This is a genomic window from Pirellulales bacterium (assembly GCA_036499395.1).
In the GTDB taxonomy this organism is placed as follows: Bacteria; Planctomycetota; Planctomycetia; order Pirellulales; family JACPPG01; genus JACPPG01.
Map to the genome: position 1 here is coordinate 1 of DASYDW010000117.1, position 13,099 is coordinate 13,099.

The 13,099-nt window shown below is 57.8% G+C and carries 7 protein-coding genes; 4 read left to right on the forward strand and 3 right to left on the reverse strand.

The annotated features are described in order from the left end of the window. Window positions 1-580: 580 nt before the first annotated feature. The 3 genes from VGN12_21590 (at window position 581) to VGN12_21600 (ending at window position 5,548) form a co-directional block, all read left to right on the forward strand. Complete coding sequence (locus VGN12_21590; GenBank protein ID HEY4312056.1) at window positions 581-1,228, forward strand: RNA polymerase sigma factor; 648 nt, start codon at window positions 581-583, stop codon at window positions 1,226-1,228. Between the two features lie 817 nt (window positions 1,229-2,045). Continuing rightward, window positions 2,046-4,016: a redoxin domain-containing protein gene (locus tag VGN12_21595; protein HEY4312057.1), complete on the forward strand. Its 1,971-nt coding sequence runs from the start codon at window positions 2,046-2,048 to the stop codon at window positions 4,014-4,016. A gap of 203 nt (window positions 4,017-4,219) precedes the next feature. Next, on the forward strand, window positions 4,220-5,548 hold the full coding sequence (locus tag VGN12_21600) for an alkyl sulfatase dimerization domain-containing protein (protein HEY4312058.1): 1,329 nt from the start codon (window positions 4,220-4,222) through the stop codon (window positions 5,546-5,548). Window positions 5,549-5,747: 199 nt separating this feature from the next. On the opposite strand, the gene VGN12_21605 is transcribed toward VGN12_21600, so the two are convergent. From VGN12_21605 to VGN12_21615, 3 genes are all read right to left on the reverse strand, one after another. Beyond that, on the reverse strand, window positions 5,748-6,770 hold the full coding sequence (locus VGN12_21605; protein HEY4312059.1) for an NHL repeat-containing protein: 1,023 nt from the start codon (window positions 6,768-6,770) through the stop codon (window positions 5,748-5,750). Between the two features lie 763 nt (window positions 6,771-7,533). Continuing rightward, on the reverse strand, window positions 7,534-11,256 hold the full coding sequence (locus VGN12_21610; GenBank protein ID HEY4312060.1) for a protein kinase: 3,723 nt from the start codon (window positions 11,254-11,256) through the stop codon (window positions 7,534-7,536). After that, a complete protein-coding gene (locus tag VGN12_21615) occupies window positions 11,253-11,915 on the reverse strand; it encodes a sigma-70 family RNA polymerase sigma factor (GenBank protein HEY4312061.1) in 663 nt (220 codons plus the stop codon). The genes VGN12_21610 and VGN12_21615 overlap by 4 nt, the downstream gene beginning before the upstream one ends. 231 nt (window positions 11,916-12,146) lie before the next feature. Between VGN12_21615 and VGN12_21620 the strand changes: the two genes are divergently transcribed. After that, the gene (locus VGN12_21620) at window positions 12,147-12,638 is read left to right on the forward strand and encodes a hypothetical protein (GenBank protein HEY4312062.1); all 492 of its coding nucleotides are present in this window, start codon (window positions 12,147-12,149) and stop codon (window positions 12,636-12,638) included. Window positions 12,639-13,099: the final 461 nt, after the last annotated feature.

Here is a 13,099-nt window from a genome sequence, read left to right on the forward strand (position 1 = left end):
CGGCCGCGAAGAGATGGCGGCTGCTGAACGGCTCGCAGCTACTGCCCGAAGTGATCGCCGGTGTTCAATTCATCGATGGAATCAAACCCCAAGAAGCCGCCGCCTGACAACTTCCCATCCACAACTTCTTGCAATATCTCAACGCGCATTGGCAACTGCATAATGACGAACCGTCCTGGGACGATTCGCTAAGGCCAATGACACGCCCTCCTTGGCGGCACAGCGACCATTCAGATTGGGGCCTCCTGCCGGCCCTGCATGAGGCGTAGCGGATTTCCGTCCTTTAAGCCGGGGGGCCATTGCTTGCCCGCCGACGGCACTACCTAGTCTAAATCTGCCTTGGGAGCCGCAGTCTGATGCTTACCGGGTGTTTTTCTCTATCGTTTCGGCAGGCTGCAAAATCTGGCAAGAATTGCTGTAACAAGGGATGGCCCGCGCCCACAAACCCTATAGCAGCTCCCGGTGAGAGGGGAGGTGACAGCGAGCCTGTTCCTCCCCTCTCCACTTTCCCTGCGACGTGGCAGGCGCGGATCTTGGATCGCCTGCGTCGCTCGAAGCACGGGGCTTTATGAGCTGACGATTGAACGAGCCATCAGACATAGACGATCTGGCCCGCAGCCTGCTCGGAGACGGGGAGGCATACGGTCGTCTTGTCGCCCGATATCAGGTTCCGATTGCCCGGCGGATGCGCGCTTTCGCGCGACAACCTCAGCTGATCGAGGAGTTGGTGCAAGAGGTGTTTGTCGAAGCCTACTACAGCCTGGGGCGGTATCGCGGGGACGGCGACTTCGGCGCGTGGTTGAGCCGCATCGCAACTCGCGTCGGCTATCGATATTGGAGGCGGCGCGATTGTTCCCGGGAGACGGGATACCAGACGGACTGGTGGCGCGGAATTCCAGACGCTCCTATCGAAGAACTTGGACCCTCACGTGCCGCCGAGTTGGTGTGCACGCTGTTGGATCAATTGCCGCCACGCGACCGACTGGTGCTGCAACTGCTGCACGTCGATGGACATGGCATCGCCGAAGCGGCACGGCTTTCCGGGTGGTCCCAAACGAGAGTCCGGGTACAAGCGTTTCGCGCGCGGGCCAAGCTGCGCACCTTGCTGGCAAAGTCAGGCGTGCGGAGCCTGGCCGAAGCCGCGGAGATTGAGCTGCATGCGACAACGGACAAACGGCCGGCGGATGTCCACGTTCTGCCAGAGAACAGCGAGGTGAACAGTGAATGAGACGGAACTATTGCGACGGCTCGGCGACATGGCTGGCGATGAATCTGATCCGACGCTCGATGTCACGCGACAAGTGAAGCAACGGTTGCGCCAACGCCGGATGCCATCCGTGGATCGCAAACTGGCCTTTGCGTCGCTCTGCGCGTGCACGTGCGCGGGAATTGCAGTCGTCGTGTCGCTGAGCGCTCCGCCGGCCAGCGACAGCGCCAGTGCCTTGGCCCAATTAGTGACGAGTAGTACCGCGCCGGATGTTTTGTTGAGGTTAGTAGAACCATGATTGATCACGCTTCGTCTGATGACCGGTCGGCATCGACCGGCCTGGCCACCACCGACTTCGACCTTCCCGCGCAGCGATCGCTGCAAACTCGAAGTTGGGTGTCCTTCGGGATGATCGCTCTCGTCTTTTTCGCGGGCAGCGTTTGTGGCGCGGCGGCAATGCGTGTCACGCAAACGCCCAAAGTGCTGACGAGCCTGGATGAAATCCCGGGGCGCGTTGCCAATCGAATGCAGCGCGAGCTAGGGCTGTCGGGAACACAACGAGATCGTCTAGAGGAGATTGGGCGGGCCCATCAGGCAGAGTTGCAACGGATCCGCGCCCGAATCGCGCCAGAGATGCGCGTGGAAATAGGCAAGATCATTGATGAGATGTCCTCTGTGCTATCTCCGGAACAAGCCGCGCGATGGCGAGAGCATTCGCTACGACGACTCGACTCCCTCGTACCAGGGACAGCGCAGGATCACGCAGAAGGTGCTTCGCCGTAAGCCTTCCGAGCTAAGTTCAATCCCGACTGACTCACCGAAAAAAAGGTATCAAGACATGTTTATCCGCGATCGTCTGCCCTCACTGCCGTTGTTGATTCTCGGCGTTGCTCTACTGGCACAGCCTCTGCCCGGCAGAACGGCCGAGATCGGTGCCGAAATAAAAGCGTTTGCTCTGCCCGACATGCATGGGCGCGAACGTTCGTTGTCCGAATTCGCTGACAATCAGCTCGTGGTCGTGGCATTTCTTGGTACCGAGTGTCCGCTGGCGCGCTTGTACGCTCCTCGCTTGCAAGAAATCTGCGATGAGTATCAGGCGCGTGGTGTGGCCTTTATCGGTGTCGATTCCAATCAGCAGGATTCGCTCACTGAGATATCAGCTTTCGCGGAACACTACGGTGTAAAGTTCCCTTTACTGAAGGACCGCGACCAGTCAGTCGCCGACCAATTAGGAGTTGAGCGCAACCCACATGTGGTTGTCTTAGATAAGAATCGCGTGATCCGCTATTCAGGCCGGGTCGACGATCAATACGGCCTCGGTTCGAGTTCTGGTTATGCACGCACCAAGGTCAATCGTCGTGATCTGGCGACGGCACTTGATGAGCTACTTTCCGGGAAAGAAGTGTCGGAGCGAAACGTCAAGGCGCTTGGGTGCCTAATTCACAGAACCACGAAGAAGGCCCCTCAGGGAGACATCACCTTCACGAAGCATATTGCTGCCCTGCTGCAAACTCGTTGTGTTCAATGCCACCGAGCGAATGAGATCGGTCCCATGGCGCTGACGGACTATGACGAGGTCGTCGGCTGGGCGGACATGATTCGCGAAGTGGTATCGGAGAACCGGATGCCGCCATGGCCCGCGAACCCGGAGTTCGGCCATTTTGCCAATGATGCCCGCCTGACTGACGAGGAAAAGCAACTCCTCTTCGCATGGGTGGATAACGGTTGTCCGCATGGGGACCCGAAAGACCTTCCCGCCCCGCGGGAATGGACGGACGGTTGGCAGATTCCCCAGCCAGATCAGGTCGTTCGCATGGGCACGTCGTTCGACGTACCAGCCGAAGGCGTCATCCCTTATCAGTATTTCGTCGTTGATCCCAATTGGACCGAGGATAAATGGATCCGCGCAGCTGAAGCGAGGGCGGGTAACCGAAGCGTTGTCCATCACATCATCGTATTCGTGATCCCGGGCGGCGCGTCAAGCATGCTGAATACCCTCGTCGACAAGGATGGGCACGTAAATACCGAAATGATTGAGCGCTTGCGTACCGCAAGAGAATCCGGCGCTCGAGCGAACGGATCGCGATCCGAAACAGCGGGGTCGCGGCGAGAAGGGCGCGGCGGCCTTGGTGCCGGCCTCGCCGGACTAGAAGGGCGAGGCGGAGGACTTACTGCATATGTGCCCGGGCACGTTCCGTCTGTTTATCCGGCCGGCGTGGCCACCTTCGTCCCGAAGGGATCGAAGCTGATCTTCCAAATGCACTACACAGCCAATGGTAAAGCTCAACAGGACCAGAGTTATGTGGGCGTCGTGTTCGCGGATCCAGCGACGGTTTCCCAGCGGGTGCATGGTGGCGCCGTCGGAAATCGTGATCTGACCATTCCTCCGAATCTGAACGATTACGTCGTCACTGGTGAGCGAAAACTCCCATCTGAGCAATGGCTCTATACCATGTCACCGCACATGCACGTGCGGGGCAAGTCGTTTCGATACGTGGCGCACTACCCGGACGGAACATCGGAAGTTTTACTGGATGTTCCGCACTACGATTTCAACTGGCAATTGCAATACAACCTCGCAAAACCAAAACTGCTGCCTGCAGGTACAAAGCTCGTCTGCACTGCACACTACGACAACTCGAACGACAATCTAGCAAACCCCAACCCCAACGATACGGTGCACTGGGGACCGCAGACCTGGGATGAGATGATGCTCGGCTTCTACAGTACGGTCTCGGCTGCGGACGATGCCCACTCGGAAAGCCCGTCGGCGAAACAGGCTGAACCGGCAGGAGAAGGGGAAGAATAGCGCCGGTCGGAAAGGCCAGTTCGTTCCGGCCAGGAACGAGCACAGAAAATGTCGTGGAACTCTTATGCAGTCCGCCACGCCAGTGCCCCACGCGTTGCTCGATAGGACGCGTGGGGCACGCCGTTTTTGCAAGAGCGGCTGCCCTGAAGAGATTGAATTCGCCGATCCACTCGCAAGGCGCCCTTGAGCGAAAGGCACGTGTCATGGAAAGAAAGCACAAACGATTTGGTCTGCTTGAAGTATTGTTTGTTCTCACACTCGTCGCTTGTAGCACCGTCCTGGCTGTCGGCCAGGAAAGCCGGGCGACCTACGGTGATCTGCTCCGCGAGGCCAACTCCCAGACCGAAGCACTCAAGGTGAACGAAGCCATTTACCAGGCGACCGGCTTCGGCAACACGTTTATGGTGGTCACGCCGGGAGGCAATGTGATCATCGATACCTCATCAGTCACAAACGCAGTCCGTCACAAACAGTTGCTCAGCAAGGTCAGCGATGGTCCGATCCGATATATCGTGTTGACGCACGGCCACGGCGACCACATCGGGGGCATTGGTCAGTGGAAACAGACCGACACGAAGATCGTCGCACAGCGGCACTTCATCGAGTTCCGCGATTATCAGCGGCGATTGGCCGGTTACTTTGCCCGATCCAATGCCGGTCAATTTGGCCGCGACATCGGGAACGTGAATGTGTTGGCCCGTACTCCAGCCCGCGGCATCGAATTGCCGCTTATCGAGCCAGATATTCTCTTTGATGAAGAACACGCATTTGAATTAGGTGGCATCCGCTTCGAGTTGCTCCACACGCCGGGCGAGAATTACGAAGAGCTCACCGTCTGGATCCCGCAGTACAAAGCCGCCTTTGTCGGCGATAATATCTACGAGTCATTCCCGAACATCTATACGCTGCGCGGCACTAAGCCACGCTGGGCGCTAGACTATGTCGCGTCGCTGGACAAGGTCCTTTCTCTGGAGCCTGAAATCCTCTTGCCAAGTCACGGCCTGCCGACGCACGGCAAGGACAAAGTGGCCGCTCGGCTGAAGCGCTACCGAGATGCGATCCAATATGTCCACGACGCGACGGTTGCAGGCATGAATGAGGGCAAGGATGTCTTCACGCTTATGCGTGAAATCAAGCTGCCTGCTGATTTGGAGCTTGGAGAAGGCTATGGCCAAGTGTCCTGGTCGGTGCGCGGCATCTATGAAGGATACGTCGGTTGGTTCGATCAGAATCCCGCATCAATGTATGAGCAGGCACCGACTGCTGCCAATGAAGAGCTTGTCAAACTCGGCGGCGGCGCGAATGCGGTCGTCGATCGCGCTCGCGCAGTGCTCAAGGCGGGTCAGGCTGCAATGACTCTTCGGCTCTGCGACGCGGCGCTGGCCGCCGATCCCAACCATCGCGCGGCGCTTGAACTGCAACGAGAAGCGTTGACTCAACTCCAAAGCCGCGCACGCAATATCATCGAACACGGCTGGCTGGCGTCGTCGTTGCAGCGAGTGGAAAAGAGGTTGCAAGCGATTCGCGATTAGCCATGTTAACTTGCAGGCCATCTTCGTGCCGCGACTGTGTGATTCTGTCCGTGGCGACCACGGTCGTTCCGCCAGCCCAGCGCGGGAGGTGGACGCCAATGTCGAACCGTCCGAGGGTTTCAACTGCTGCCTCCGGACACGCCCTCCTGAGCGCGCCCTGACGCGGACCTGATGCCCGCGGCTTGGCGCCGATCCGCGATTACGCGCGCCGGCGCCGGCGACTTGCCGCAACCAGCAACATCGGAATTCCAACCGCGAACAATACCATTGACGCTGGTTCAGGAGTGCTGAAGGCCAGAAATGTGGGATTGACGAGTCCGGTCTCGAAGACTCCGTCCGCGGCGCCGGCAGCCGTAAATCGCAGCACTTCGCCGAAGCTCGTATTGAAATCCAACCCGCTGACATAGAGCTTGCCGTCGGGACCAAATGCAAGATCTGCAGGCTGGAAAAGCCCCAAATCAGGTCCCGTGAACGAAACGAAGACCGTTCCGGCTGGGTTGGGGCCGGTGTTCGTAGCATAGGCGACGACCTCAGTGCTAGACGCCGAAATGTCGAGCACATAGAGCCGGCCGTCGGGGCCGATTGCCAACGATCCCGGATTGTTCAGTGGCGGGACACCCGGTCCAGAGAAGGCAGTTACAAAATCGCTGAACGCCGCGTCTCCTGGATGAAGAATCGCGACCCCTCCGCCACTGGCAGCATAGAGATTGCCTGCGGCGTCGAAAGTCACATCCGTGGGTTGGGTAACCGAGGGGCCCGTAAACGTCGTGAGGGAGTTACCTGCCGGGCCATAGACATGCACATTGCTGTCGGTCTCGTCGGCGATGTAGAGATTACCGCCGGGGCCAAAGCGCATGCCCTGCGGATTCTGCACGTCGTGTCCGTCGTTTTGGCCGTTGAAGCTCACGAATGGAGCTGCGCCGATCTGTGTGCCCGTTGCTGCATCATAGCGGAACACTTGCGACGGGATGGTATTGGCAGCGTAGAGATTACTGTCGGGACCAACAGCCAATCCTGTCGCGCCCAAGAGTGCAATATCGGCGAATCCTGGTAACGGCGCCCCCGTCGTAGCATTGAAGCCGTGTATGACGTCGCCGTCAGTCACGTACAAGGCCAACGGCGCGGCATGCGCGACCGTACCAGCGGCAAGGAACACGAGCATCGCCACTGAGGTCGCAAATGCTCCGCGAACAGAAGTACCAAGGATTGTTCTGGCGCGCATGGAAGGGCTCCGAGGTGTTGTGCTAGGGGCTTCATGAAGCGTTAACCATCAACGATGGAATGTGGCTGTATAAAGGGAAACAGGCGACGCGCGGCGTCGAGATCCAAGCTGTCTCTACAACGAGCTTGACACCGCAAAGAGGGTCAAACGTTCCGGTCCGTACGTTTGATTAGCGTCACCATGGCCACGGAAAAACAAGCAGTCACTATAGGGCTGCGCCCGACGAAACACAAACCAGGTTTCGCCCAACTCGTCCGTCGGTACCGCACTGCAGGGGGCGATCCGCATTGCAACTAGGCTTGATTTAGTCGTCCCATTGCACGTCGCCAAGTGCATAATGACGAACCGTCCGAGGGCGATTCGCTAAGGCCAATGACACGCCCTCCTGTGCGCGCCAGGATTCGGTCACTTCAGTGCTTCGAACGACGCGAGCGATCGCAATTGGCCAAAGATTGCCGCCGCCTTCGTGGAGCAGAGCGAAGAGTACGAAAGTTACCGAAAAATGCGTTGTTGCGCATTCTGAAAAACCGTCGATAAATAGAAGTCACAGGAAAAAGACTGTTTGCACGATTTATTGGCGGCGCGGGCTCAATCGCCACGTGCACTGGACGATATGGCGAACGACTCTTGCTTACAGAGGCCGAAGTAACTGAAGCGGCTCGGATGCTGTGGAATGCCTTGTAAATCTTGCGCGAGGATCGTTGTTGGTTTCCACTACGGAGGACTGAACTCGGGCGAAATCGTCTGCAAACGGGATTTGCGGCTAATTAGAGAAGAAGGAGGAACCTTCTGCGCTCATAATCTGCTCGCGCCGTCGGAGCCAGGAGGTATTGTCCAGGACCTGCACGCCATCGTTGTCTTCCAACGAAAGGCCGGTTAGTACTTCGATCCCCGTCGCAACCCTGGCTAAGTCATCGGGCACATCGTTGCGTAGCCACAGTGTGGCTGTTTTATCTGCGCTAGCGCTTGCCACTCGACTTCCAGAAGGACTGAATGTCGCGGCGAGGACCGCCTCGCGGTGCCGGTATACTGCCAGAGATCGGCCGGTCGCGGTTTCCCAAAGTCGCGCCGTGCCATCACCGCAACCGACGAGAAGGGCGCGGCCATCAGGACTGAACGCCACGGCACGAACATATCCTTGGTGTTTCAGCGGAGGGCCCAAGCGCTCGCCGCTCGACGAATCCCATAACTGGGCTACTCCATCTGCGCTGCCTGTGAGAATTGCCTGCCCGTTGGGGCTGAACGCCACAGAGTATACAAAACCTTGATGTACGATTGGGGAGAGAATCGGCTGTCTCGTCTCTACGTTCCAAAGCCTCGCGGTTTGATCGATGCTACCGGTCAGTGCCAACTGATCGTCGGGGCTAAAGGCCACCGCCAATATCGGAGAGTCACATGGCAACATGCCGACAAGTCGACCGCTGGGCGACTCCCAAATTCTGGCGGCGTCGTGACTCCCCGTGATGGCCAACGTTCCCGTAGAATTAAACGTCAACGATGTAACCGAGCGATCATGGATCCATGGCGCGCCCACCGGCTTACCACTTGCTCGATCCCATAGCTGTACGCGTCCATCCCCGCAGCCAGTCAGTACCATCTGGCCGTCAGGACTGAAGGCAACAGCATATACGAACCCCTGATGTGCCAAAGTAGAACCGACCGCCTCGCCTGTTGACGCGTTCCAGACTTGCGCTGTTTTGTCGACGCTTCCCGTGATGACCGAATTGCCATCCGGGCTGTAGGCGATCGACGAGACACCACCTTTGTGTCGTAGCGTCAATGGGAAGCCGTTGACGACCTCGGTTCTCCAAAGCCGTGCTGCGCCATCGTCGCTGCCGGTAATCACATGCTGACCGTCGGGACTGAAAGCCACACTCCGTAGAAGTCCCTGATGCTGCATCGCGGCGCCGTCGGGCTCGCCGGTCTGAGCGTTCCAAATCCGCGCGGTCTTGTCATAGCTTCCCGTCATGACGCGATTGCCATCGGGGCTGTACGCAACGGCGCGAACGTATCCTTGATGCTGCATGACGGCGCCGATCGGTTCGCCCGTCGTAGCATCCCAAAGGCGCGCTGTTCGGTCATAGCTTCCCGTCAAAACGTGCTTGCCGTCGGGACTGAAGATGGCGCAACTGATGGGGCCTTGATGTTGGAATCTCTGCCCGGTGGGTTGACCATTTTTTGCGTCCCAAATCTGTGCAACATTACCAAAGCTGCTTGTGAGTACGCCTTTGCTGTCGGGACTGAAGGTTGCCACCATACTCATCACTAGGCCTTGATGTTGCATGGGAGCGCCCAATGGGGCTTGAGTTCCCGCATCCCATAACTGCACAGTGCCATCGCACGCTGTAAGAATGGTTTTGCCGTCAGGGCTGAACCGCACGACATTCACTTCCTTCTCATGCTTAAGCGGTGCGCCTATTGGCGCGCCGGTGAATCCGTCCCATAGACGCGCCGTCTTGTCGAAGCCGCCAGTGATCACCTTTCGGCCATCGGGACTGAAGCCGACGGAAAAAACGTATCCTTGATGTTTGAGCGGCAACCCAAGAGGCGCGCCGCTGACCGTGTCCCACAACTGCGCAGTTTTGTCCGCGCTGCCTGTAATTAGTCGTTTACCGTCGGGACTAAACATGGCCGCGGCAACGCCCCCTTTATGCTGTAAAGGAGGACCGACCGGCTGGGCTGTTGCGACGTCCCACAACCGCGCTGTGGAATCATTGCTGGACGTAAGAACCTTCGTGCCATCCGGGCTAAATATGACGGACAACACGGATCCTTGATGGGAAAAGATCCCTTCGGGTGATCGAAACTGGTCCTGCCACGCGGCCAGGCTCTTACGGGCCGTCTCCTGCCAACTTAAGTCACCCGCCGCCGCAGCAGCACGCCAACTGGCGACCAGGTGAAGCAATCCCGGGCCGATTTCGCCCTGCTCGCAAGCAACTTGGCCGCGCTCGAATTCCAGGATCGCTAGCCGCAGGATGGCGCTACGTGCCTCGTCCTTGGCCTTTTTGCTTTCCAGGGATTTCAACGATGCCAACTCTTGAATGCGGACGGCATCGCGTGCTTGGCGCCCGGCATATAGGAGCGAAAGCAGAGACACGAGCACCAACGCGGCAGCAACTAGGCTCGCCAGACCAGCCACCATCGGATTGCGGCGGCACCAACGCCAGCCGCGAAACAGTCGGCTGATTGGACGGGCCTGGATCGGCTCACCCGCCAAAAACCGTCGCAGCTCAGCGGCCACGTCCTGAAGCGATCGATACCGTCCCAAGGGCTCTTTGCACAGGCATCTTTGACAAATCACTTCTAAATCGCGCGGAATCTGCGCATCGATTTTTCGCGGCGATGTGGGCTCCTCGTGCAAAACCCGATCGATAAGCATAACACTTGATTCGTCATCAAAGGGGGGGGACAGCGTGAGTAACTCGTACAGGGTTGCGCCTAGCGCATAGAGGTCGGTGCCGATACTGGATTGGCCCTTGATCTGCTCAGGGGCCATATAGCGCACCGTTCCCAGAATGTCGCCCGTATTTGTCGGCCCGTCTTTACCTTCGGTGCGTGCCAGTCCGAAGTCCGTAATCCACGCGTTACCTTGCCAATCTAGAATCAAATTCGACGGCTTGATATCGCGATGAATTATCCCTTGCTGGTGGGCGTGCCGCAGCGCGTCTGCAACTTGCAAGGCAATACGTGCGACTCCCCGAAAGTAGTGGTCATCCAGTTTGACTTGTCGATCAGCCGATGGCGCCAGCCGCGCGCCCAACGGGTTGGCGGGGTCGGCAGCGGTTTCTCGCACAAGATCGGCGACTGGCTGATCGATGTCGCATGCCATACCCGCGGGGGCTAAAGTCGGAAGCCACGGAGCAGATTCCCCGCTCAACAAGCCTTTGACCAGGCTGTGCGCTAGACCGCATTGATCCCTACTGCATCCCTGATCTAGATTCAGACGCAGCTCGCGCAGGACCTTAATCACGGCATCCAGCCCCTGGCCACGAATATATTGCATGGTGAAATACTGTGTCCGCCCCTGCTCGCCGACGTCGAAGACCGGCACAATATTCGTATGATGGAGTCGTGCCGCAGCGCGGGCTTCAAGCCGAAACCTTTCGGTGTGTGCAGCGTTACCCTTGCTCGGCCCGGAGAGAATTTTGAGGGCTACCTGTCTGCCGAGAGATTGTTGTATTGCCTCGTAAACGATTCCCATGCCGCCACGACCAATCTCGCGGAGGACCAGATAGTCCCCCAATCGCCAAGGGACCAGATCGCCACTTTCCAAACCGTTGCTCTGCGGAGTACCACAAGTGCCCTCCAAAGAGATGTCCCGTTCGACGATTGCCAAGGCGGGCAGCAACTCGCGAATTTGATCCGCGAGAGTAGGATAGCGATCGACATACTCTTCGGTGTTGGGACTGTCTCCCGCGCGTAGGCGAGCTAGAAACGAATCGATTACCAGTCCGAGTTCGCTCTCGATGTGCGTGATATCCATCATTTGTCTTCTTCAAGCGGATCAAAGCCAAACGAAACGAGCAATTCTTTGAGTCGGAACAGGGCACGAATATATCGCTTGCTGGCTGCTGACTTGTCTAAACCGAGGACCTTCGCCGTCTCGCCGTTAGTCAGTTGTTCATAGTTTCGCAGGAGGATAACCTCGCGGTCGTCGGCATTAATTGTGTTCAGTGCCTCTTGCAAGCGAAGCCTCCTTTCGGCGCGAATGGCTGCTTGGCTCGGTGAAGGCAACTTGGCGAAGAGTTGCGCAGCCAGTGCGGCCGTGCTTCCGCGAGGCAGTCCACGTCGATGGATCGAAATCTCGCGGCCTGCGTCACGGGCGGCCGCTCCGAGATGACGACGATGCTGCTCAGCCACTCTCTGTTCGACGAGAAATCGGAGCCAAAGATAGAACGGCAGCTCCGGCTGGTCACGATATTCGGTCAGCCGCCGTGACGCGTCCAGATAGGCCTCCTGGATTACGTCGGAGGGGTCAATTCGCCCGTGCAGCCGCGGATCGATTCGGACCGCCACCATCCTGCGCAGTCGAGCGTGGCATGCCTCGATCAACTCGGTCCAGGCTTGCTGGTCGCCGTTGACGGCACGCTCAATCCGGCGAAATGTCTCGCTTTCGCTGGCAGAAGGGCACATAGCAATCATCATATATCAGTTACTGCGAGGCTACTCCTATTGAGGACAGGGCATCCATGTCCCCAGGTCGGAATTCGGTCATTTCTGGCGAATCCTCGCATAGTTTTGAGAGTTCTCGTCCCCAAACTCATCTCTACCGCAGTATAGGTCCTTAGAGAAGGATCCTTGCTGGAACAGGTCCTGTCGAGCGGCGACAGGATCGCCAAGGATCCCTAAGATAGAAGAACTCGTTCGGAAAAGGGAATGATGATGAAGAAGGCTAATTTTGCTGCAATTCTCGTTTGCATCACAACCCTGACGCTTCCGACTGCCCAAGCGGGCGTCGGTGGGTTTGACGCTGGCCAATATGGCGATTCCGCCTATGGAGTAACTCCGATGGATTTCTTGGGCCAGGCGGACGGGTGTCCCTATGCAGCTACAGCGATGTACCAGCAGTATGTGATGCAACAGCAACAACAGCAGATTCAGCGATTGCGAAGCAAAGGCAGAACAGACGACGGGGATTCGCTGAACGACTCCGCAACGGTTCGCTACGATCTTGGCGACGGCGCCGCAAAGAGGAGTTATGGGAAGAAGAGTAAAAAGGTTGCGCGTACAACAAAAGAACCGCGTGCCAAGAAGAGTAGTAGCCGGTCAGCGATACCCGAAACCGCCGGATCCGAGTCAATCTCAAAGAAATCGAATAAGCGACAATCGGCAAAGTTGCCAAAGAGCGATAGCAAAGTGCTTAAGTAGATCAAACGGAGGAACGCTCACCGCGGTCCGACATCCAACGCGTATTAGGCGACGCGACACGTTGCAGAGTGTCGAAAGCTGTTCGTTTAACGAGATTTCCGGCCAGCCTTGCCCAAGGACCACTCGCTCGCGGCAATCCTATTTCGATTGACTCGTCTCGTTAATCCAATCGCCAAGAACTCATATGAAGCGAGTCATTTGAGACTTTGCTCCGGCCGGCCAATGGCTTCACGCCACAGAGTTCGTCGAGCGACAACTCGTGAGGAAGGAGGACTAATCGGCTTGCGCGCCCATGACGAACCGACCTTTGTCAGTGCCCGACTTAGAGCCTATCCGAGTACCGAACCGTTTGGCTGCAAGCATCCGTAGTGCAGGTTGAGGAGACCATTCTCGATTTGCACGGAGGTGCCTGTGGGCGATCAATCGACGTCAAAGTTTCACCACATCCCCGACGCGCTGTG